18 protein-coding genes are annotated in these 22,145 nt (G+C 72.6%); 4 read left to right on the forward strand and 14 right to left on the reverse strand.

Features of this window, described 5'->3' with window-relative positions; translation table 11 throughout:
* Nucleotides 1–52 precede the first annotated feature (52 nt).
* Nucleotides 53–1,453 (reverse strand): nitronate monooxygenase family protein, encoded by a 1,401-nt coding sequence (locus E8M80_RS17935; protein ID WP_137127087.1) that lies wholly within the window; start codon nucleotides 1,451–1,453, stop codon nucleotides 53–55.
* 96 nt (nucleotides 1,454–1,549) lie between these two features.
* Nucleotides 1,550–3,763, reverse strand: coding sequence for a polyribonucleotide nucleotidyltransferase (gene pnp, locus E8M80_RS17940; RefSeq protein ID WP_137127088.1), 2,214 nt, complete (start codon nucleotides 3,761–3,763; stop codon nucleotides 1,550–1,552).
* A gap of 424 nt (nucleotides 3,764–4,187) precedes the next feature.
* On the opposite strand from pnp, the gene E8M80_RS26965 reads away from it, so the two are divergent.
* A complete protein-coding gene (locus tag E8M80_RS26965; RefSeq protein WP_137127089.1) occupies nucleotides 4,188–5,246 on the forward strand; it encodes a glycosyltransferase family 4 protein in 1,059 nt (352 codons plus the stop codon).
* On the opposite strand, the gene E8M80_RS17950 is transcribed toward E8M80_RS26965, so the two are convergent.
* The 5 genes from E8M80_RS17950 to E8M80_RS17970 form a co-directional block, all read right to left on the reverse strand.
* Nucleotides 5,227–5,916, reverse strand: coding sequence for a YjbF family lipoprotein (locus tag E8M80_RS17950; protein WP_137127090.1), 690 nt, complete (start codon nucleotides 5,914–5,916; stop codon nucleotides 5,227–5,229). The genes E8M80_RS26965 and E8M80_RS17950 overlap by 20 nt on opposite strands.
* Nucleotides 5,917–5,979: 63 nt before the next feature.
* The gene (locus E8M80_RS17955) at nucleotides 5,980–6,804 is read right to left on the reverse strand and encodes a hypothetical protein (protein ID WP_137127091.1); all 825 of its coding nucleotides are present in this window, start codon (nucleotides 6,802–6,804) and stop codon (nucleotides 5,980–5,982) included.
* Nucleotides 6,801–8,234 carry a hypothetical protein gene (locus tag E8M80_RS17960; protein WP_137127092.1) on the reverse strand — a complete coding sequence of 478 codons (1,434 nt, stop codon included), beginning with the start codon at nucleotides 8,232–8,234 and terminating at the stop codon, nucleotides 6,801–6,803. Before E8M80_RS17960 ends, E8M80_RS17955 begins: the two co-directional genes overlap by 4 nt.
* A gap of 95 nt (nucleotides 8,235–8,329) precedes the next feature.
* Entirely contained in the window at nucleotides 8,330–8,758 is a 429-nt protein-coding gene (locus E8M80_RS17965; protein WP_206035657.1) for an OmpA family protein, read from the reverse strand.
* Nucleotides 8,755–9,987, reverse strand: a complete 1,233-nt coding sequence (locus E8M80_RS17970; RefSeq protein WP_137127093.1) for a cupin domain-containing protein — start codon at nucleotides 9,985–9,987, stop codon at nucleotides 8,755–8,757. Before E8M80_RS17970 ends, E8M80_RS17965 begins: the two co-directional genes overlap by 4 nt.
* 103 nt (nucleotides 9,988–10,090) lie before the next feature.
* Here E8M80_RS17970 and E8M80_RS17975 point away from each other — a divergent pair, with 103 nt between their 5' ends.
* Nucleotides 10,091–14,758, forward strand: a complete 4,668-nt coding sequence (locus E8M80_RS17975) for an NAD-glutamate dehydrogenase domain-containing protein (RefSeq protein WP_137127094.1) — start codon at nucleotides 10,091–10,093, stop codon at nucleotides 14,756–14,758.
* Nucleotides 14,759–14,984: 226 nt separating this feature from the next.
* Here the strand turns inward: E8M80_RS17975 and E8M80_RS17980 are convergent, their stop codons facing one another.
* The 7 genes from E8M80_RS17980 to E8M80_RS18010 form a co-directional block, all read right to left on the reverse strand.
* The gene (locus tag E8M80_RS17980) at nucleotides 14,985–15,755 is read right to left on the reverse strand and encodes an aldolase/citrate lyase family protein (protein ID WP_137127095.1); all 771 of its coding nucleotides are present in this window, start codon (nucleotides 15,753–15,755) and stop codon (nucleotides 14,985–14,987) included.
* Nucleotides 15,752–16,576 (reverse strand): putative hydro-lyase, encoded by an 825-nt coding sequence (locus E8M80_RS17985; protein WP_137127096.1) that lies wholly within the window; start codon nucleotides 16,574–16,576, stop codon nucleotides 15,752–15,754. The genes E8M80_RS17980 and E8M80_RS17985 overlap by 4 nt, the downstream gene beginning before the upstream one ends.
* Nucleotides 16,577–16,578: 2 nt before the next feature.
* On the reverse strand, nucleotides 16,579–17,412 hold the full coding sequence (locus E8M80_RS17990) for an ABC transporter permease (RefSeq protein WP_137127097.1): 834 nt from the start codon (nucleotides 17,410–17,412) through the stop codon (nucleotides 16,579–16,581).
* Nucleotides 17,409–18,185 (reverse strand): ABC transporter ATP-binding protein, encoded by a 777-nt coding sequence (locus E8M80_RS17995; protein ID WP_206035658.1) that lies wholly within the window; start codon nucleotides 18,183–18,185, stop codon nucleotides 17,409–17,411. The genes E8M80_RS17990 and E8M80_RS17995 overlap by 4 nt, the downstream gene beginning before the upstream one ends.
* Before the next feature lie 8 nt (nucleotides 18,186–18,193).
* Nucleotides 18,194–19,300: an ABC transporter substrate-binding protein gene (locus E8M80_RS26305; RefSeq protein ID WP_206035659.1), complete on the reverse strand. Its 1,107-nt coding sequence runs from the start codon at nucleotides 19,298–19,300 to the stop codon at nucleotides 18,194–18,196.
* Between the two features lie 78 nt (nucleotides 19,301–19,378).
* Nucleotides 19,379–20,068 carry a carboxymuconolactone decarboxylase family protein gene (locus E8M80_RS18005; protein WP_137127100.1) on the reverse strand — a complete coding sequence of 230 codons (690 nt, stop codon included), beginning with the start codon at nucleotides 20,066–20,068 and terminating at the stop codon, nucleotides 19,379–19,381.
* 120 nt (nucleotides 20,069–20,188) lie between these two features.
* The gene (locus tag E8M80_RS18010) at nucleotides 20,189–20,410 is read right to left on the reverse strand and encodes an aspartyl/asparaginyl beta-hydroxylase domain-containing protein (protein WP_137127101.1); all 222 of its coding nucleotides are present in this window, start codon (nucleotides 20,408–20,410) and stop codon (nucleotides 20,189–20,191) included.
* A 94-nt stretch (nucleotides 20,411–20,504) separates the two neighbouring features.
* Here E8M80_RS18010 and E8M80_RS18015 point away from each other — a divergent pair, with 94 nt between their 5' ends.
* Complete coding sequence (locus tag E8M80_RS18015; protein ID WP_137127102.1) at nucleotides 20,505–21,254, forward strand: SDR family NAD(P)-dependent oxidoreductase; 750 nt, start codon at nucleotides 20,505–20,507, stop codon at nucleotides 21,252–21,254.
* A gap of 290 nt (nucleotides 21,255–21,544) precedes the next feature.
* Complete coding sequence (locus E8M80_RS18020; protein WP_170979488.1) at nucleotides 21,545–21,955, forward strand: helix-turn-helix domain-containing protein; 411 nt, start codon at nucleotides 21,545–21,547, stop codon at nucleotides 21,953–21,955.
* Nucleotides 21,956–22,145: the final 190 nt, after the last annotated feature.

The raw sequence follows: 22,145 nt of genomic DNA on the forward strand, positions 1-22,145 counted from the left end.
AGCCTTACTTCCTGCGGCCCATGACGCGTGGACGGGGCCGGCTCTCGACGGCTCAGCGCCCGGTCATGATCCGCTCGACCAGCTGCTTCACGCTCGGCACGAAGCCGTTCGAGTAAAAAGGGTCCGACCCGAAGCGGTAGGCGTTGTGCCCGGCGAACATGAGGTTGTTGTCCATGCTGCCGTCATGCGCCACGTCCTGCAGCGTCTTCTGGATGCAGAAGGACCGCGGGTCCGCCTTGCGGCCGGTCGAGTAGTCCGGCTCGGTCTGCGCCCAGTTGCTGAAGCGGCAATGGGACAGGCAGCCCATGCAGTCCACCTGGTCCTTCACGATCTCCCGCGCCTTGTCGGGCGTCACGAAAATCAGCGTGTTGTCCGGCGTGCGCATCGCCTCGGTGAAGCCCTCGGCCTCCCACTGGTTGATGCGCGCGAGGTCATGCGGCGCGACCCAGACCGGGCGCTTGCGAGGGCCCACGCCGTATTCGGACAGGTGTTCGCCGATCGGCTCGCTGGTGTAGGCGACCTGGCGCTCGTTGCGGTCTTCGAGCTCGCGCAGGAAGTCGTTGCGCACGGCCGAGGAATAGAAGCCGGTCGGCGAGAAGGGCTGCAGCAGCACGTCGCCGGCCTTGAGCGTCAGGAGCCGCTGCTTCCAGGCGTCCGAGATCGGGCTTTCCTGCGTGACCAGTGGGCGGGTGCCGAATTGGAACGCGATCGGGCCGAGTTCGGGGTTGCCGATCCAGTCGGCCCATTCCTCCAGCCACCAGACGCCGCCGGCCATGATGATGGGCGTGTCGTCGAGGCCAAAGGCGCGCATCTGCTCACGCAGCTTCAGCACGCGCGCGTAGGGGGCCTCGGGCTTCTTCGGGTCCTCGGAATTCGACAGGCCGTTGTGGCCGCCGGCGAGCCAGGGGTCCTCGTAGACCACGCCGCCCAGCCATTCGCGCGTCTTGTGGTAGGCGCGCTTCCAGAGCGCGCTGAAAGCGCGGCCGGAGGAGACGATCGGGTAGTAGTGGATGCCGTAGTCGCGCGCGATGTCGGCCAGCCGGTACGGCATGCCCGCGCCGCAGGTGATGCCGTGGATCAGGCCCTTCGCGCCGTCCAGCATGCCGCGCGCCACGCGCTCGGCGCCGCCCATCTCCCACAGGATATTGGCGTGGATGCGGCCCTTGCCGCCGGCCATGTCCCAGGCGCGCTTCGCCTGCGTGACGGCGCCGTCGATCGCGTAGCGCACGAGTTCCTCGTGCCGGTCGCGCCGGGTCTTGCCGTGGTAGACCTGCGGGATCGGCCGTCCGTCCGCGTCGTAGCTGTCGGCATTGACCGCGGAGAACGTGCCGACGCCGCCCGAGGCCGCCCAGGCCCCGCAGGATGAACCGTTGGAGATCGCGACGCCCTTGCCGCCTTCCACCAGCGGCAGGACATCCACACCGCCCATGCGGATCGCATTGATGGCCTTCAAGAACCGGCGCTCCCAGGGAACTTCATGACGGGAATATGGCATCGGCCGGGCCTGCTGTGCAGGGTCCCGGCCGAGCCGATTGTCGTGTTCTTGTCGTCAGTCGGCGGCTTCGCCGCCGCGGTCGCGGCGCGGGCCGCGGTCGCGGCGCTCGCCGCCACGGTCGGGGCGGTCGCCATCGTCCCGCGGGCGGCGCGCGCCGACCTGCTCGGTGATGTCGGCGCCCGTCGCCTGGTCGACCACGCGCATCGACAGCTTCACCTTGCCGCGGTCGTCGAAGCCCAGGACCTTGACCTTCACCTGGTCGCCTTCCTTGACGATGTCGGTGGTCTTGTTCACCCGTTCCTGCGCGAGCTCGCTGATGTGCACGAGCCCGTCCTTGGCGCCGAGGAAGTTCACGAAGGCGCCGAACTCGGCGGTCTTCACGACGCGGCCGTTGTAGATCACGCCCACTTCCGGCTCGGCCACGATGCCGCGGATCCAGTCGATGGCGCGCTGCGCGGCCTCGATGGAGGTCGCCGCCACCTTGATCGTGCCGTCATCCTCGATGTCGACCTTGGTGCCGGTCTGCTCGGTGATTTCGCGGATCACCTTGCCGCCGGAGCCGATCACGTCGCGGATCTTGTCCTTGGGCACGTTGATCACGGTGATGCGGGGCGCGGTCGCCGCCACGTCGCCGCGATGGCCGGTCAGGCCCTTCGACATCTCGCCCAGGATGTGCAGGCGGCCGTCCTTCGCCTGGTCCAGCGCGATCTTCATGATCTCGAAGGTGATGGACGTGATCTTGATGTCCATCTGCAGGCTCGTGATGCCCACATCCGTGCCGGCCACCTTGAAGTCCATGTCGCCGAGGTGGTCCTCGTCGCCCAGGATGTCGGACAGCACGGCGAAGCCGCGGTCTTCCTTGATCAGGCCCATCGCGATGCCCGCGCAGGGGCGCTTCAGCGGCACGCCCGCATCCATCATCGACAGCGAGGTGCCGCAGACGGTGGCCATCGAGGACGAGCCGTTGCTCTCCGTGATCTCCGACACCACGCGGATGGTGTAGGGGAACTTCTCCTTCTCCGGCAGCAGCGGGTGGATGGCGCGCCAGGCGAGCTTGCCGTGGCCCACTTCACGCCGGCCCGGCGAGCCCATGCGGCCTGTCTCGTTCACCGAGTACGGGGGGAAGTTGTAGTGCAGCATGAAGTCCTCGCGGTACTCGCCCGCGAGGGCGTCGATGATCTGCTCGTCCTGCCCGGTGCCGAGGGTTGCGACGCAGAGCGCCTGCGTCTCGCCGCGGGTGAACAGCGCCGAGCCGTGCGCGCGGGGCAGCACGCCCACTTCCGCCATGATCGGGCGCACGGTGCGCGTGTCGCGGCCGTCGATGCGCTTGCCGGTGTCGAGGATGTTGTTGCGCACGACGTCGGCCTCGAGCTCCTTCAGGAGCCCCTTGGCCGCCGTCACGTCCGCGCCCTCGGCTTCCAGCGCCGCGACCACGGCCTTCTTCACCGCGCCAACCTTCTCCTGGCGGAGCAGCTTCTGGGTCTCAGTGTAGGCGATCGCCATGTCGGCGCGGCCCAGCTCCGCGATGCGGGCCTTGAGCGCCTTGGTCGCGTCGCTCTCCTCGGTCAGCGCCCAGGGCTCCTTCGCCGCAACCTCGGCCAGCTCGATGATCGCCTGGATCACGGGCTGGAACGACTTGTGGCCGAACTCGACGGCGCCGAGCATGACGTCCTCGGTCAGCTCGCTCGCCTCGGATTCCACCATCAGCACGCCCTCGGCCGTGCCGGCGAGCACGAGGTCGAGCGCGGAGGCCTTCCGCTCCTCGGCGGTCGGGTTCAGCACGTACTGGCCGCCGATGTAGCCGACGCGTGCGCCGGCGATCGGGCCGAAGAAGGGAATGCCGGACAGCGTCAGCGCCGCCGAGCAGCCGACCATCGCGACGATGTCGGCCTCGTTCTCGAGGTCATGCGACAGCACGGTCGCGACCACCTGCACCTCGTTGCGGAACCCGTCCGGGAACAGCGGGCGGATCGGCCGGTCGATCAGGCGCGAGGTCAGCGTCTCGAACTCGGACGGACGGCCCTCGCGCTTGAAGAAGCCACCGGGGATCTTGCCGGCCGCGAAGGCCTTCTCCTGGTAGTTGACCGTCAGCGGGAAGAAGTCCTGGCCGGGCTTCACGCCCCGGTTGCCCACCGCCGTGCAGAGCACGATGGTGTCGCCGAGCCGCGCCACCACGGCGCCGTCGGCCTGGCGGGCCATCTTGCCGGTCTCGAGGACCAGGGTCTTGCCGCCCCAGTTGATTTCCTTGCGGAAGTACTTGTCGAACATCTGTCGTCCCTTCGGGCGCGGCGCCTCGGGCGCCGCACACACCGTGCCTGCCCGTCCCATGCGAGCAGCCGCGCGGCTGATGGGGCCCGGATGGGCCCCGGAATGCGACACGGGGGGCGAAACAGGGGGGGCACCGGAACCAGGATTTCGGGGCCGGTAGGCTCGGCGTCTCGGGCGGCATGGGGTGGGCCCATCGCGGGTCTCGCGACGGGAAGGCCGCCCATGTGGCCGGAAACGCCGCGGCGGTCCGGTCCGGGTCCCGCGGCTTTCTCTCTGTCGGCCCGCCGCGGTCGCGGCGGTCGGCGCGCCGGCAGGCTGCCGGACGTCGCCGGGGGGGTGTATGGCGCGGTTTCGCCGGAAACGCCATGGGAAAGTACCCGGCCCGCTGGACGGCCCCGCCGCCGCGTTGCATAGCCGCGCGCCCATGCTGCTCGACGCCGTCCTCAGGCACCTCGCCTTCGCGCTGGCCCTGGCGCTGCTCTCCGCGGCGGCGGTCCGGCTGATGATCGCGTGGCCGATCCTGGACCACCCCAATGCCCGCTCCTCCCACGCCAGGCCGACGCCGCGGGGCGGGGGCGTCGGCGTGGTGCTCGCCTTCGTGGCCGGCATGGCCGTGCTCTATGCCGGGGCGGACTTCGCCCGGCTGCCGCCGCCGCAATTCCTGGGCGTGATCGGCGCGGCGGTCGCGATCGCCCTGGTCTCGCTCTGGGACGATGTCTCGGACCTGCGGTTCTCCGTGAAGCTCGCGGCGCAGGCGGCGGCCGCGCTGGTCGCGATCGGCAGCGGCCTCGTGCTAGAACGCCTCGCTTTGCCGCTGCTGGGGGAGGTCCCGCTCGGCTGGCTCGCCCTGCCGCTGACGCTGTTCTGGATCGTCGGCTGCACCAACGCGATCAACTTCATGGACGGGCTGGACGGGCTGGTCGGCGGCTCGGTCTTCCTGGCCGCGGCCATCCTCTGCGTCGCGGCGGGGGAACAGGGCGGCTGGTTCGTCTATGCCGCGGCGCTGTTCCTGGCCGCCGGGCTGGCCGGCTTCCTGCCGTTCAACCTCCACCCGGCGCGCATCTTCATGGGCGATGTCGGCAGCCAGTTCCTCGGCTTCATGATGGCGGTGCTGGCAGTGGCGGCGGCGGGCTTCGACGCGGCGCAGCTGTCCTTCCTGATCGTGCCGCTGCTGCTGTTCGGGCTGCTGTTCGACGCCGCCTTCACCCTGGTCCGCCGCGCGGCCGCCGGGGAACGCGTGGCGGCGGCGCACCGGACGCACCTCTATCAGATGGCGCAGCGCTCCGGCATGGGCGTGCGGGCGGTCGCCGCGGTCCACTGGGGCTTCGTCTGCTTCCACGGCGTCCTGGTCTGGGCCTTCCTGCACCTGCCGGTCGGCACCAAGCCCGTGGTGGTGGTGCCGGCGCTGGCGGTGCAGCTCGGCTGGCTGGCGCTGGTCACGCGCCGGGCGCGCCGCGCGGGGCTTACCTGGGCAGCGGGATGACGTCGTCCGGCGGCGGGCCCATCACCTCGACCACCAGCGGCGGCAGTCCCTCGCCCACCCATTGCTCGGACCGGAACACGGCGTAGGACCGCGCATCGGCCCAGAAGCGATTGGTGAAGCGCGCCGCGCCCCGGCAGCGTTCCTCGACCAGCAGGGTGTCCGGCGCGTCGGTGGCCGCCGCGCCGATGCGGCAGTCGAGCCGCAGCCCGAACCGCATCCGCGCGGGGTCGTTGCCGGACCGCATCACGTCCACCACGCGCGCAGCGCGCACCTCCTCCCCGTCCGCCAGGTCGGCCAGGCGCAGCAGCGGGTCGGCGCCGCCCTCGAACCGCGTCGCGGCCAGCACGTCGCGCAGCCCGGCGGTCGCCACCACGCGCGGCCCCTCGGTCGCCACCACGACGCCGCCGGCGGTGCGCCACATCCGGCGCTCGCCTTCTTCCTGCACCAGCCGCGCCACGCCCTGGCGCGACCCGAGGCTGAGCGCCAGCGTCACCTCCCCGCCCGGGGCGGCGGGGGGCTCCGGGTCCCATTCGCCTTCCCGCCCGTCCGGCGCGGCGAACCAGCTATCCGGCACGGGCACCGGCCAGATCATGACGCGCAGCACGTCGGCCCCGGTGGTGTTGCCGCAGCCGCCGAGGAGCAGGGCGCACAGGATCGCAATTCCGCGCATTAAGGGAGAATATCACAAAGACAATAAAACCCAGAGGCGAAATCGCGGCGCGGCTCCCGGTGGCTACGGCCCGGCCAGCCCTTCCATCAGGCGGCGCAGCAGCCCCACCCCGTCGGCCAGCGCGTCGAGTGCGACCGGCCGGCCCGCCGCCGCCCCCGCGCCGGTCGGGAAAGCGGCGCGGTCCTGGCCCATCTCGGCCGCCGAGAGCCGCCCGTCACCGTCATAGTCCAGTCCCTCGACCATCAGCCGCGCCGCGGCGATGGCGGCGAGGCCACCGAACCCCGCCGCGGCGGCGAGCGTATCGGGCTCAGCGCCCTCCTGCGCCGCAAGCGCCCAGGCGGCGCCGCGCAACAGCCGCGCGATCTCGGCGACGCCGAGAAGCCCGTCGCCCGAGACGTCGCCCACCGCCACCACCTCGCGCAGGCAGTCGGGCGCGGTGCCGGTCTGGCAGGCTGCCTCGATCCGTTCCAGCGCGCCGAGGAACGCGAGGCCCTCCCCGTGCAGCAGCGCCAGGGTGGGCGGTGGGCCGTCGCAGCGCGTCCAGCGCAGCACCGGCGCATCTCCGGGCAGGCGGTCGTCGCGCATCTTGGCGTCGGGCTCGATGGTCTCGAGCGCCTCCCCGGCCGCCCGCAACATGACGCGCGGCGCCTCGGCGCCGCCGCCGGTACCGATGGCCCAGCCGTCCTGCGGGCGCAGCGCACGGAAGCGGATCAGGCGGGCGCCGCCCTCGGCGGGCAGGCGCGCCAGGCTGCGTGCCGTCACGTGCAGCAGCGCGCCGGGCGCGGCGCAGTCGCCGGCCGCCCAGGTGCCGCGCTGCGCCTCCGGGATGCCCTGCGCCCCGGCCGGCGCGGCGGCGAGAAGCAGCAGGACCGCGAGCAGCCGCCTCATCGCAGCACGAGCTCCGTCCCGGCGCAGAGATCGGTCGCGGGCAGCCGCACCTCCCGCCCGTCGCGGAACACCGCGATCAGGTCGGCCTCACACCCGACGCCCTCGGGCGGCGCGAAATCCAGGCTCTCCCCGGCGCCGAGCACGGTGCGCCCGAGCCGGTCCGGCCCGCGCGGCGCGCCCGGCGCATCGGCGTAGAGCTCCGCCACCGGCACCTCGGCCGCGTTGCGCAGCCGCACGCTGCCCGGGCGCGGCCCGCTGTCCGACGCCTCCCCCTCGTCCAGCCGGTCAGCCAGCGTCCAGCCCGGGCGGAGCACGATGGTCGTCGCTTCGCAGAGGTTGATCCCCGCGCGTTCCTCGGATGCGCGGCGGTCCTCGAAGACGATGCGCAGGTCCGCCTCGCATTCCCTCAGCCGGGCCGTGACGTCACGGCGCTCGCCCTGCGGCAGGACCTCCTCGCCGAGCCGGTCGGGCCCCCAATCCTCCTCGGACGGGGCCGAGAGGTAGACCTCCTGGATCATCGCGCCGTGCCGGTTGACCAGCGTGAAGCGGCGCTCCGGCGCCCGCGGCGCGCCGGAGCCGTCGAAGGCCACCTCCCGCACCGTGCAGAGGTCGATGCCCTGCTTCGTCTCCTCGGCGTCGTCGTCGTAGACCGCGCGCATGTCCCAGAGGCAGGCCTGGCCGCGCAGCCGCAGCGTGACGCCCGAGCCCGGCGGCAGCACGTCCACGCCGAGCCGGTCCGGCCCCCAGGCCGCCGGCGCGCGGGCGGAGGCGTAGAACTCGCGGATCGTGCGGTCGGAGGCATTGGTCACCCGCGCTTCGCGCCGCGGCGCCGCCGGGTCGCCCAGCACGATGCGCGGCTCGCGGCAGAGGTTGAGCGCGGCGCGCCGCTCCTCCTCCCCGTCCTCGAAGACGGCGGTGACGTCGAAGACGCAGTCGCGTGTGCGGCCGAGGCGGATGCGCAGTTCGCGCCCGGGCTCGACCACGTTCTCGCCCAGCCGGTCCGGGCCGCGGCCCTCGGCGCCCGGCGGCAGGGCGAACACCTGCATCAGCACGGTGTCGGTCTCGTTGCGGACCGTCGCCTCCCGCATGGGGATGCTGGGGTCGCCCAGCTGCACGCGGCGGTTCCGGCAGATGTTGTGGCGCGGTCGTTCCTCGGTGCCGTCCTGGTAGACGGCGCGGAACTCCAGATCGCAGGCGGCGCCAGGGATGCGCGCGCGGAAGGTGCCGCGATCGGGCACGGTGTCGGCACCGAGCAGGTCCGGGCCGAAATCCTCGGCACCCGGGGGCGCGGCGTAGAGCTCACGCAGCGTCTGGCCGGACTGGTTGACGATGCTGGCCTCCCGCTCGCGCACGGGGGGCGTGCCCTGTGCCAGGGCGGCATGGACGGGCAGGGCGAGGCAGAGCGCCATCGCCAGCGAAGCAAGGCGCATCGAAGGCCTTTCGGGGGGCGTATGGCCCGGATCATGCTTGGTTCATGCTGCACCGCGCAAGCGCAGCGAAGCCACAGTGTGACGAAAATACGCCGTCAGGGCGCTGGCAGCACCACGATGGTCACGGTGCGCGACGGCGGCACCGCGGCGCGGACCCGCGGGCTGAACTGCGCGCTACGCGCCTCGGCGCGCAGGCGGTCGCGCTCGATGCCCCGGGACGAGAGCGCGGCGGCCACGGCGCGCGCGCGTTCGGCGGCCAGGCGGATGGAGGTGCTGGCCCCCCCCTCCTGCCCTGCATGGCCGAGCAGGCAGGCGACGCGGTCGGGGTCGGCGCGCAGCGCTTCCTCCGCCGCCGCGAGGGCGGAGCGCGCCGCCTCCGTCACGCGCGCGCTGCCGCGGTCGAAGGGAACGGAGAAGACGTCGTCCTGCACCTGTTCCGCGCCGACGCAGGAGAAGGGCCGGATCTGCGCCGCCGCCGGCGTCGCCGCCATCAGCGCCAGAAGCGCGAGGCGCGCGCGGGTCACGCGGCCAGCACGCCGGCCTCGCGCAGCCGGACAATGAGGGCGGGGGCATCGAGCGTGGGCCAGGCGGCGCGCAGCTCGGCCTCGGTCACGCGCGGCCGCGCCATGACCCAGGCCGAGGCCTCGACCTCCGGCAGCGTCATCACGAGCACCCCGGCCGGCGTCTTGAGGCCGAATTCGTTGCCCCGGCGGACGGGCTTCGCGCCGGGCACCACACGGAAGGCGGGGCCGGGGGGCGGCGCGGCCGGCACCGGGGCGGGGGCCGCTGGGGCGGCCGGCGCGCCGTCCCGCGCCGTCAGCAGGTCGTAGCCGCCGCGCTGGAAGCGGTAGTCGCGCACGAAGCCGGCCAGCACCTCGAGCACCTTCGGGTCCCTGGCGAAGTCCTGCAGCTTCTGGCCGAGCAGCGCGGCGCGCTGGGTCAGGGCGTAGGCTGCCGCCGGGCTGCCGTCCTGGCGCGGCAGCGGCTGCCGGAAGGCGGGGTCGTGCAGCGCGCGCTCGGTCAGGATGTTCATCAGGTCCATGCCGAGCGGCGCGTGCACGCCATAGGCGACATGGACCGAGTTCGGCGCCTCGGCCAGAGCGTCGTGGTACCAGCCGCGCGGCAGATAGAGGATGTCCCCCTTCTTCAGGTGGACCTTGGCGCGCAGCCCGCCCTTGGCGCGTTCATGGTGGTCCTGCGGCTGGCCGCGGAACACCGGGTGTGCGATCGGCCATTCGGCGCGCCCTTCCCAGACGTTCCAGGTCTTCTCGCCCTCGACCTGCACGGCCCAGACGTCATGGGTGTCGTAATGGGCGTGGAAGGCCTTGTGCGACTGCCAGGAGATGTAGACGTTCGCCTGCGCCTTGCCGAAGCCGGCCCCTTCCAGCGCGTCGGATACCGCGGCCAGGCCCGGCGTCAGGCTGTCCACGTCGTTCATCACGACCGAGGCGCCGCGCCGCACCCAATCCTGCACCCTGGCCGCGACGGGCTGGAGCACCGGCGCGCCGTCGCGCGACGTCGCCTTCACGCTGTACTGCGCCGGCGGCACCGGCACGCTGTCGAGCACGAGCTTCAGGCTCGTCTCGGTCCAGACATGCGTCATGTCGAGCAGGCGGTTGATGCCGGCCCAGTCGAGCACGGCCGCGAACTTGTCCGCCCCGCCCTCGATGTGCAGCGGTGCGCGGTCGTAGTGCTCGGCCATGAAGCGTTCGGGCGGGATGGGCGCGAGCAGGTCCTGAAGGGTCATCTTCATGTCCCCCGGTGTAGCCTTTCTTGCGCCCCGGAGTCAGCGCCATGGTGGACGCGGGGACCGCCGCGGGCGCACCTTCCCGGCAGCGGAGGAAACGGAGAATACGATGGCCGACGACGCGCGCACCCTGCCCGACACCGCCCGCGAGGAAATCCTGCGCGCGGGGGCCGAGGCGCTGGCGCGGCTCGCGCCCGGCCTGCCCGAGGGGGCAGCCGTCCTGCTGCGCGCGCTCCATGCTGGTGTGCCGGCTGCCGAACTGGCCGCCGAGCCGCCCGACGCGATGGCCGCCGCCGCCGCCAGCCTGTTCTCCTTCGCCGCCGATCGCCGGCCGGGTGCCGCCAAGGTGCGCGTCCTGCCGCCGGGGCCGGGCACCGGCGCCCGCCCGGTGGCCGAGATCGTCACCGACGACATGCCCTTCCTGGTCGATTCCGTGCTCGCCGCCCTGGCGCTGCACGGCCGCGCCGTGACCTCCCTGCTCCATCCCGTGCTGCGCGTGGCGCGCGACGCCGCCGGGCATCTGCTGGCGCTGGGCGTCGAGGGCGGCGCGCGGGAGAGCATGATGCGCGTCGTGCTGGGCCCGGCCGGGCCGGTGCTGTCCGGCATGCCCACGCGCAACGAGGAATCGCTGGCCGCGCTGGAGGCGGCGCTTGCCCGCGCCATGGCCGACGTGCGCGCCGCGACCGAAGCCTTCCCGCGCATGCTCGCGCTGCTGCACCAGGCGACTGCGGAGGTCGCGGCCCCCGGAGGTGCCGATGCGGAGGAGGCCGTCGCCTTCCTGCAATGGCTGGCCGAGGACAATTTCGTGTTGCTCGGCCATCGCCGGCTCGAGGTGCAGCCGGATGACGGGCTCGCGATGGTGCCGGCCGAGAACCTCGGCCTGCTGGCAGACCCTGCGCTGCCGGTCTTCGACGTGCTGCGGGACCTCGGCGCCGTGCCGGTCGCCGTGCGCACGGCGCTCTCGGCGCCCACCCCGGTCACCGTGGCCAAGGCCAACATGCGCGCCACGGTGCACCGCCCGCAGCATGCCGACGTGATCGCGACCCGCATCTTCGACGCCGAGGGGCGCGTGACGGGCGGGCGAATCTTCCTCGGCCTGTTCGCAGCCTCGGCCTACAACCGCAACCCGCGCTCCATCCCGCTGCTGCGGCGCAAATGCGACCGCATCCTGGAAATGGCCGGCGTCGAGGCGACCGCCCATGACGGGCGCGCGCTGCGCAACATCCTCGACACCTGGCCGCGCGACGAATTGTTCCAGGCGCCCGAGGCCGCGGTGCTGGAGGGTGCGCGGCGCGCCCTGGACCTCACGATCCGCCCGCGCGCGGCGCTGATCGTGCGGCCCGACCCGTTCGAGCGGTTCGTCTCCGCCATTGCCTGGCTGCCGCGCGACACCTTCGACACCAGGCTGCGCGAGCGCGCGGGCCAGATGATCGCGCGCGCCTATGGCGGCAGGCTCTCGGCCTTCTACATCGCGCTGGGCGACTCGCCGCTGGCGCGCGTGCACTACATCGTCGCGACCACGCCGGGCGCCCTGCCCGCGGTGGATGTCCCGGTGCTCGAGGCCGCGCTCGCGCAGGCCGCGCGCGGCTTCGGCGAAAGGCTGGCCGAGTCGCTGGCCGCCGCGCGGGGCGAGGCCGGCGCGGCCGAGGTGATGGGGCGTTGGCGGGATGCCTTTCCCCCCGCGTACCGGGAGGCGGCGACGGCGCCGCAGGGCGTCGCCGACATCCTGCTCGCCGAGCGCGCGATCGCGGCCGGGCGGCCGCGCGCCGACCTGTCCCGCGCGCCGGGGGACGGGGCGCGGCGCCTGACGCTGCGGCTGGCCAGCCCCGGCGGGCCGCTGCCGCTGGCCGATGCGCTGCCGCTGTTCGAGAGCCTGGATCTGCGCGCCATCGAGGAACAGCCGCATCACCTGAGCCCGGCCGGCGGGCCGGAGGTGGTGCTCCACGTCTACCACCTCGACGCCGGGGCCGAGGCGCAGGAGGACCGCTTCGCGCCGCTGCTCGACGCGCTCTCCGCGCTGCTCGACGGGCGGGCGGAGGCGGACGGGTTCAACCGCCTGGTGCTGCGCGCGGGCCTGACCTGGCGGGAATGCTGGCTGCTGCGCGCGATGTTCCGCTGGCTGAAGCAGGTCGGCTTTCCCTTCGCGCAGGCGAGCGTCGAGGCGGCGCTGGCCGCCCAGCCCGAGGCTGCCGCGCTGCTCGTCGCGATCTTCCGTGCGCGCTTCGACCCGGCGGCCGCGCGCGACGAGGCCGCGTTGGATCCGCGCTGGGCGGCGCTGCTCGAAGCGGTCGAGAACCCCGACGAGGACCGCATCCTGGCCCGGCTGCGGACGCTGCTCGACGCGATGCTCAGGACCAACTTCTTCCAGGGGAAGGATTACCTGGCCTTCAAGGTTGAAAGCGCGCGTGCCGGCGACATGCCGGCACCCCGCCCGTGGCGGGAGATCTTCGTCCATTCGCCGCGCATGGAGGGCTGCCACCTGCGCGGCGGCCCCGTGGCGCGGGGCGGCATCCGCTGGTCCGACCGGCGGGAGGATTTCCGCACCGAGATCCTCGGCCTGATGAAGGCGCAGGTGCTGAAGAACGTCATCATCGTGCCGACCGGCGCCAAGGGCGGCTTCGTGCTGAAGCATGCGCCGCCCATGACCGACCGCGAGGCCTTCATGGCCGAGGGCATCGCCTGCTACCGCACGCTGGTGCGCGGCATGCTGGACCTGGCCGACAACTACCGCGGCACCGAGGTCATCACGCCGGACGGCATCGTCCGCCGCGACGGCGACGACCCCTACATCGTCGCCGCCGCCGACAAGGGCACGGCCACCTTCAGCGACATCGCCAACGGGCTGTCGGCCGAATACGGCTTCTGGCTCGGCGACGCCTTCGCGAGCGGCGGGTCCGCCGGCTACGACCACAAGGGCATGGGCATCACCGCGCGCGGCGCCTGGGTGATGATCGACCGCCACTTCCAGGAGGTGCTCGGCCGGTCCGTGCAGGACGCGCCCTTCGACATGGTGGGCGTCGGCGACATGTCGGGCGACGTCTTCGGCAATGGCCTGATGGTGTCTCGGAAGACACGGCTGCGCGCGGCCTTCGACCACCGGCACATCTTCCTCGACCCCGATCCCGACCCGGAGACGTCCTACGCCGAGCGCGAGCGCCTGTTCCGCCTGCCGCGGTCCTCCTGGGCGGACTACGACGCGCGGCTGATCAGCGAGGGCGGCGCCGTCCTGCCGCGCAACGCCAAGACCCTGCCGCTGAGCGCGCAGGCGCAGGCGATGCTGGGCATTGCCGCCGCGCGCGCCGAACCGGCCGAGATCCTGCGCGCCATCCTCCGCATGGAGGCCGACCTGCTCTATTTCGGCGGCATCGGCACCTACGTGAAGTCCAGCGCCGAGACCCAGGCCGAGGCCGGCGACCGCGCCAACGACCCGATCCGCATCGACGGCCGCGACATCCGGGCCCGCGTGGTGGGGGAGGGTGCCAACCTCGGCCTCACGCAGGCCGGGCGGATCGAGGCGGCGCGCGCGGGCGTCCGGGTGAACACCGACGCGCTCGACAACTCGGCCGGCGTCAGCACCTCCGACCACGAGGTGAACATCAAGATCCTGCTTGCCGACGCGGAGGCCGAGGGCGTGCTGACGCGCCGCGCGCGGGACGACCTGCTGCGCGAGATGACCGACGAGGTCGCTGCCCTGGTGCTGCGCGACAACGACCAGCAGTCGCTCGCCATCACGCTCGAGACGATGGGCGGGCCGGACGACCTGGCCGCGCAGGCGGCGCTGATGGAGCGGCTGGAGGGTGTCGGCCTGCTCGACCGCGCCGTGGCCGGTCTGCCGGACGCAGCGGCAATGGCGCGGCGGATCGGCGCGGCCGAGGTGCTGACCCGGCCCGAGATCGCGGCACTGCTGCCCTTCGCGAAGCTGTGGCTGACCGACGCGCTGGCGGGGTCCGAACTGCCGGACGACCCGGCGCTGCTGCCGGTGCTGAGCGCCTATTTCCCGAAGCCGCTCCAGGAGCGTTTCGCGCCCTTCATCGCGCGGCACCGGCTGCGGCGGGAACTCGTCGCGACCATCCTGGCGAACACGGTCGCGAACCGGCTGGGCTGCGCCGCGCTGGCGCGGCTGACGACCGAGGCCGGGCCGGTCGCCGCCTGCCGCGCGGCGCTGCTGGCCGGCGAGGCCTTCGGCCTGGAGGCGGCCTGCGATGCGCTCGATGCCGCGGATGCGCCGGCGGAGGCGCGGCTCTCCGCGCTGCTGGCGCTGCGCCGGTTGCAGGAGGCCGCGGCGCGGGACCTGCTCGGCGCGCCGGCGCAGCCGCTCGAGGACGCGTTGGCCGAACTGCGCCCGGGCATTGCGGCGCTGGCCGCGACGGCGGCGGCGGAGGTGACGCCCGCCGCTGGCCTGCCGGAAGGGCCGGCCGTGCTGGCCGCCGCCGCGCCGCGCCTGGCCGCGGCGCCGGCCGTGGTGCGGCTTGCGGCATCGACCGGTGTCGGCGCCGCCGCGGCTGCCGAGGCCTGGCACAGGGTGGAGGAGGCCTTCGCGCTGGAACCGTTGCGTGGGGCGGTCGCCGCGGCCCCGGCGCCGGGCGCCTTCGGCCCGCGCGCCCGCGCTGCGTTGCTCGAGGAGATCTCGGCCGCGCAGGCGCGGCTCGCCGCGCAGCACCTGGCCGGCGGCATGGCTGAGCCGGCGGAGGTGGCGGCGCTGGTGCGCGAGGCGGCGGCCGCGCGCGACCTGGCGGCGGTGACGGTCGCGGCGCGGGCGCTGGCGCGGCTGGCGTGATGGTGGGAGGGAAGGTGGGGGTAGAAGTTCCCTTCTCCCCCCCCCCCCAGACCGCCCTCAACCTTTTTTGGCGCCTGGCGTCGATTCCCCGATGTCTGGCGCCAGGAGACAAAGAAGGGAGGGGGTACGGGGGAGGTTCTCCTCCCCCGACGTTCCGAAGGCCTCCACGTCAAGACACGCGCCCCGTCCCGAGAGCCCCTCAGGCGGGGGCGTCCGCGCGGATGCCCTACCCGCGCAACGCCCCGATGCGCGCCTTGGCGCCGGCCACCAGCAGGTCGAAGTCGTTCCCCGCCAGCATGAAGCGATACCCGCCCGCGAGCAGTTCCGCGGTCAGTGCCGCATCCGCCACGCCGCCGAAGCCCGCGACCTTGCCGTGCCTGGCGCAGGCTGCGGCGACGGCGTCGAAGGCCGCGCGGATCTCGGGATCGGTGTAGGCGCCGGGCTTGCCGCGCTCGACCGTCAGGTCCGAGGCGCCGATGAACAGGATGTCGATGCCCGGCGTCGCCGCGATGGCGTCGGCATTCGCGACGGCGCGGCCGCTCTCGATCATGGCGATGACGGTGGTGAGTGCGTTGAGCCGCGGGGCGGCTTCGGCCAGCGGCGGCTTCGCGTAGCCGACATGCGGGAAGATGGCGGGGACGCCGCGGATGCCGTCGGGCCCGAAGCGGGCCGCGGCGGCGCAGGCGGCGGCTTCCTCGGCCGTGTCCACATGCGGGAAGAACACGCCGAGCGCGCCGTTGGTCAGCGCGCGGTTGGCGTGGAAGGGTTCGTGCCCACCCACGCGCACAAAGGGGGCGATCCCCATGGCCAGGGCGCCGAGCGCCATCTGGCTGAACTGGTCGAAGCTCTGCGGCCCGTGCTCGAGGTCGAGAAACAGCCAGTCGAAGCCGGCCGCCTTCGCCGCCGCCACCGCTTCCAGCCCCCGCCCGATGCGGAGCGACAGGCCGAGCGAGAGGCGGCCCGCGACGATCCCCTCCATCACGCTGTTGCGTGTCATCGGCGGATGTCCTCGAGCGTCAGGTCGGTGACGAACATGTGGCCCGTGGCGTGGGTGATCATCTCGGGAATGCCGGCGGCGAGCGCGATGGCCTGGGGCGTCACGCCGCAGGCCCAGAACATCGGCACTTCGTCGGGACCGATGGCGCAGGCCTCGGTCCATTCGGCGCGCGACGGGTCGACGCCGATTGCGGCTGGATCGCCGACATGGACGGGGCCGCCATGCGCGAGCGGGTAGCGTTCCGTCACCTGGCGCACCCGATCGGCCAGATGGCGCGGGACCGGCTTCAGGCTGACCACCAACGGGCCGCGGAAGGGGCCGGCGGGCACGCAATCGACGGAGGAGGTATAGACCGGGATGCGCGCCTGCGCGCCCTGCTGGCCGCGGCGCAGCTCGGCCGGGTCGATGCCGTCCTCGGCCAGCGCCGCGTCGAAGGACAGGCTGCAGCCCATGACGAAGCCGACATGGTCGGGCCGCCAGAGGTCGCGCAGGTCGCTCACCTCCGCAGCCTTCTTCCCGTGGCGGTAGACGACGTAGCGCGACAGGTCGGTGCGCAGGTCCGCCCCCGGCGCGGCGCGCGCGGGTTCCGGGTTGCCGGTGTCCGTCACGTCGAGCAGCGGGCAGGGCTTCGGGTTGCGCAGGCAGAAGCGGAGGAAATCCAGCGCATGGCTCTCGGGCAGGATGGCGAGGTTCGCCTGCACGAAGCCGCGCGCCATGTCGTGCGTGGTGCCGCGCCAGCGCCCGTCGCGGATCGCCTGCCGAACTTCGCGCGCCGGAACGTCGCGGAGCGCCTCGCGGCCGATGGCGGTGCCGTCCGGCATCGTCAGAGCCTCCAGCGCAGGATGCGCTTCTCAGCGCGCTTGATGACCTCGGACAGGATGATGCCGACCACCGCCAGCACCATCAGCCCTGCGAAGACGCCGGCGGTGTCAAACTGCGCGCTGGCCTCCGCGATCAGGTAGCCGATGCCGCGGTTGGCGGACATGAATTCTCCGACCACCGCGCCGATCAGCGCATAGGGCACGGAGACCTTGAGCCCTGCCAGCACCCAGGCCGCGGCCGAGGGGGCGATGACGATGCGCAGCAGCTGCAGTTCCGACGCGCCCATGATGCGCGCCGCGTTGATGTGCACCGCCGAGACATCGCGCACGCCGGAATAGGTGTTCAGGAACACCAGGAAGAAGACGATGATCGCCGACATCGCGATCTTGCTCTCGATGCCGATGCCGAACCACATGATGAAGAGCGGCGCGAGCGCGATCTTGGGCAGCGAGTAGAAGGCGGTGATGTAGGGGTCGAAGATGGCCGAGAGCGATTCGTAGCGGCCGAACAGGAAGCCGACCACGAAGCCCATCAGCGAGCCGATCAGGAAGCCCGCCAGCATGGCGTAGAGCGTGATCGAGAGGTTGCGGAACAGGATGCCGCGCTCCACCCAGATGACGAGCTTGGCACCCACTTCGAGCGGGGAGGAAGCGAAGAACGGGTCGATCAGCCGGCCGGAGGCGAGCTGCCAGGACACCAGGAACACGACGCCCACCGCTATCTGGATGACGCGCAGGATGCGGCGGCGACGGACGGTGCGGAGTTCCTGCTCCTCGACCGCGGCGGAGACGCGCAGCCCGCCGGAATCGGCGCCCTCGGCGGCGGAGAAGCTCATAGCGATTCCCCCATCCTGATCTCGGCTTCCAGCGACTGCCAGAGATGCTCGTAAAGTTCCTGGAAGCGCGGGTGGAAGCGGACGCGGAACACGTCGCGCGGGCGCGGCAGGTCGATCGGCTCGATCAGCTTGATGCGGCCGGGGCGGCCGGTGAACACCACGACGCGGTCGGCGAGCGCGATCGCCTCGGCCAGGTCGTGGGTGACGAAAACCACGGTCTTCTTCGTCCGGTCCCAGATCTTCAGCAGTTCTTCCTGCATGACCATCTTGAGCTGCGCGTCGAGCGCGCCGAAGGGCTCGTCCATCAGCAGCGTGCCGGGCTCGTAGGCCAGCACCTGTGCGAGTGCCACGCGCTTCCTCATGCCGCCCGACAGCTCGTTCGGGAAATGGCCGCCGAAGCCCTTGAGGTTCACCATCTCGAGCAATTCGGCGGCGCGCGCGGTGCGTTCACCGCGCGGCGCACCGCGGATCTCGAGCGGCAGCCAGACATTGGCCTCCGCCGTGCGCCAGGGCAGCAGGCTTTCCGCCTGCGTCATGTAGCCGACCGCGCGGTTGACACCCTTCACTGCGCGCCCGTCATGCAGGATGGCACCGCCGGTGCAGTCGAGGATGCCCGCGATCATGTTCAGCAGGGTGGACTTGCCGCAGCCCGACGGGCCGACGAGGGCGATGAACTCGCCCTCCTCGATCGTCAGGCTGAGATCCTCGATCGCCACCACCTCGCGGCGGTTGCGCACGAAGTGCTTCGAGACGCCCTGGACCTCGATGGCCAAGGCCCGTCTCAGCCCAGCTGCCGCATCGCCTGCTCGACGAACCGGAGGTCGTAGGCGTTGCGGAGCGTGTAGCCGGCCGGCACGCTGTCCTGGCCGAGCGACTTCTGGTCCTCGTCCAGGAACGCGACGTTGGCGCGGAAGCCGGCCTCGGTCGGCATCGGGTCGGCCTGGTAGATCGGCAGGTTGTTGTCGAAGGAGACGTTGAACAGCGCCTCCGGCATGCCTTCGAACCAACCCTTCGCCCATGCCTTGAAGTCGGCCGGGTTCTGCTTGATCTCGCGGAGCGCCAGCGCGAGGCCGCGGCAATACGCGGTGAGCGCGGGACCCTTGGCGGCGATCGTCTCCCGCGTCACGGCCGCGCCGATATAGGGGAAGTCGGCCAGCTGCGCCGGCGGGTTGGTCGCCATGTTGAACAGGTAGGTCGCGCCAGCGCGCTGGATCGCGATGTCCGAAGTGGGGGAGGATAGGCAGAAGCCGTCGATCTGCCCGCGCTCCATGGCCGCGATCATCGCCGCGCCGCCCCGGATGGGGGAAAGCTGCGCCTCGGTCGCGGGATCGACGCCGCCGCGCCGCATCGCCCAGCGCAGCAGCTGGTCCGGCCCGCCGCCGGGGCCGGTGGTGCCGAGCCGCAAGCCCTTCAAGGCGCGGCCCTTGGCTTCCAGCGGCGAGGCCTCGGTCACGCCGAGCCGGTCGGCGATTTCCTTCTTGATGACGATGTTGGACGCGAACTTGTTCACCATGCTGAGGATCAGCACGACAGGCTGGTTGCGGAACTGCACCCGCATGTTCTGGATCGGCGAGCCGAGCAGGACGTCGGCCGCGCCGCCGATCAGCGCGTCGTGGTTCACGCCGCGCTGCGTCGAGGCCTGTTCGACCTTGAGCCCGCTCGAGGCTTCGAAGTGCCGGCGCGCGACGCCGTAATCCTCGGCTGCCCAGAGCCACGACTTCGACGTGGAGCGGAGCGACGTGAGGCTGCCGACCGATTGCGCCAGCGCCGGGCGCGCCGTCATGCCGATCACGGTGCCGATGCCCTGCAGCGCCGCGATGCCGCCGAGCGATGCCGCCGCCTGCAGCATCTCGCGCCGCGCCAGCCTAGTCCTGTCAGACTCCGTCATGTCCCGTCTCCCGTTGCTCATTATCGTTGGCCTTGCGGGCATCCTAGGCAGCGGTGCCGCGCACCACAACACGGCGGGTCAGCCGGCAGGCCCCGCCAGCGCCGCCCAGCGGCGGTAGCGCGCCGACGCGGGCACCGCGCCGTCGCGCACCAGGTCGCGCCAGATCCCGCAGGCATCGACGAAGTTCGGCACGCTGCCGGGGAACATCATGATGGAGATCGCCTCGGCCAGATGGTCCTCGGGCACGCCGGCCGCATAGGCGCCGCGCACATGTTCTGCGAAGGCCCACCAGTCGCGCTGCGCACCGGCGGCGGCGGCCATCGCCATCTCGATCCAGGCCGGCGGCACGGCGATGTCGGAGATGAGCGCCGCCAGCGCGCGGCGATAGGCGCCGCGGCGGTCGTATGCCGGCACATGGACGGACCAATGCTGCGCGGCGAAGCCGATGCGCCGCCCTGCCTCCCGGAAGCCGCCCAGGCGCACGGCGAGCTCGATCTCGGCATCAGTCCCGCCCGCCTTCAGGAACTTCACGACGTGATGCGTCGTGACCGTCTCCTCCACCGCGGTCAGCACGGCGAGCCAGACGAATTCCTTGCTGCGTTCATCCAGGTGGTGCGGCGTCAGCGCGAGCGCGGTGTAGGCCGCGTCGTAGCCCGCCAGCAGGTCGGGCAGCGCGACGGCCATCAGCCCGTGATGCGGCAGCAGGAAGCCGCGCTTAGCGATGACGGCCGCGAGCCGCGCCTCGATGTCGTCGGCATCCGCCGTCATGGCCGCCCCCCGCGTCGTTGCGCGGCGCAGTCTTGCACCGGCTCGGCGGGAACGACAGGGCCGGCGGCTCGCGGCGCGGTCACGGCGGTCGGCCGGGCGCGTCCTGGCCGGCGGCGGCCGTCAGCTCTCCGCCTCGTCCTCCTCGACCATCGCGGCGGCGAGCTGCTCGGTCGTGATCAGCAGGATCCTGCGCGCGTCGAGGATCTGCGGCGCCTGGTCACGCAGCGTCTCCCAGCGTGCCTCGACCGCGTCGAGCGCGGCGTCGAGGTCGGGGAAGGTCTCGGTCTCGGGCGCGGCGCCGGCGGCGCGCCAGCGCAGGTGGACGGGGCCGGAGGTGGACATGCGGGCTCCGCTGGCCGATGGGTTGGGTTGTGCATGGAATAGGCGGGAAGCGCCCGGCTTGGCCAGGGGGCCCGCACCACCGGGGAGCAGGAACATGGAACAGCAGCGCAGGACGGCCCTCATCACCGGGGCAGGTCGCAACATCGGCCGCGCGGTCGCGCTCGGCCTGGCGGAGGACGGCTTCGACGTCGTCGTCAACGGATCCTCCGACCGCATGGCCTGCGAGAACGTGGCGGAGGCCGTCCGCGGCCTCGGCGCGCAGGCGCTGGTCGCGATGGGCGATGTCGGCCGCCCGGAGGAATGCGCGCGCATCGCGGCCGAGGCCGTGGCGCGCTTCGGCGGCGTCGACGTGCTGGTGAACAATGCTGCGCTGCGGCCGGCGAAGCCGTTCCTCGAGATGACGGAGGAGGAATGGGATCGCGTGATCGCGGTGGACCTCGACGCCGCGGTGCGGCTGTCGCGCCTCTGCCTGCCGGGGATGCTGGCGCGCGGCTGGGGCCGGATCGTGAACTTCACGGGCATGAACGCCATCCAGGGCTATGGCGGACGCGCGCCGGTCAGCGTGGCCAAGCACGGGGTCTGGGGGCTGACCAAGGCGCTGGCGAAGGAATTCGGCCCGAAGGGCATCACGGTGAACGCGATCTCCCCGGGGCCGATCGCGGCGGATGACGAGCCGACGGACCCGGCGACGCTGAAGTACCGTGCCGCGGCTGTCGCCCGCGTGCCCGCCGGGCGGCAGGGCGCGCCGGCCGAGGTGGCGGCGGTGGCGCGGCTGCTCGTCTCCCCGGGCGGGGCCTATGTGAACGGCCAGATGCTGCAGGTGAACGGCGGCGCCGAGACCTGAACCCCGCCGCGCGCGCCGAAGCTTCGCCTGAACGACAAAACCCGAAAAAAATAAACCCCTCGTTTGCGTGCATTCGTGTGCTCTTTTCCACCGAACAGGCGATTCGGCGTGGCGCGGCGAATGCAGGGGCGGTTGGCTTGGGACTGGGCCGGCCGCCACGCCGCCGGATGTCCCGGCGGATCAGGCGGCGGGCATCGGGGGATCGCGTGCAGCAGGCTCGGCAGGGGCGCATCATCGGCCGACGCAGGGCCTCCCAGCCGACGCCCGACGGCGAGGCGACGGAACAGCAGATGCTGCGCCACATCGGCGCGCGGGTCCGTGGCGCCCGGACGGCGCGCGGCCTTTCACCTGGCAGCCTGGCCGAACTGGCGATGCTGACCGAGGCGGAACTGCGCGACATCGAGGCCGGCACGACCCGCGGCTCGGCCGAGGCGCTGCTGTCCGTCGCGCAGGTGTTGCGCGTCGAGCTCGCCTTCTTCTTCCAGGCCGAACACCCGCCGAGGCCCACGGCCCCGATGGCCGCGCGGATGGCGGTGGATGGCCTGGCAGGGCTGCCGGTGCAGGAGGCCGTGCTGGTGGCGGAGGCCTTTGCCCGCATCTCCGATCCGGCCAAGCGCCGGAAGATGCTCGACATGGTGCGCGCCGTCGCGGATGCGGAGGCGCCCCGGCCGGCGCCGCGCGTGGCCGCGCCGCGGCACTAGCCCGATAGAGGGTCGGATGGGGACCCATCCGACCCGCCGCGCGCTGCCCCGGGGCCGGGATCCGCTCGGATCCCATGGCCCGGCCGGCTTCCTGCTCGGGTTCCTGTTCCGGACGACCAGGTTCCTGGAGCGGCAACCGACATCGTAAAGCCCGCCCTGGCGGGCCCGGAACCTGGGACTGCCGTCCCGG

The sequence above is a fragment of the Roseomonas sp. HF4 genome (assembly GCF_005222755.1).
Lineage (GTDB): Bacteria > Pseudomonadota > Alphaproteobacteria > Acetobacterales > Acetobacteraceae > Neoroseomonas.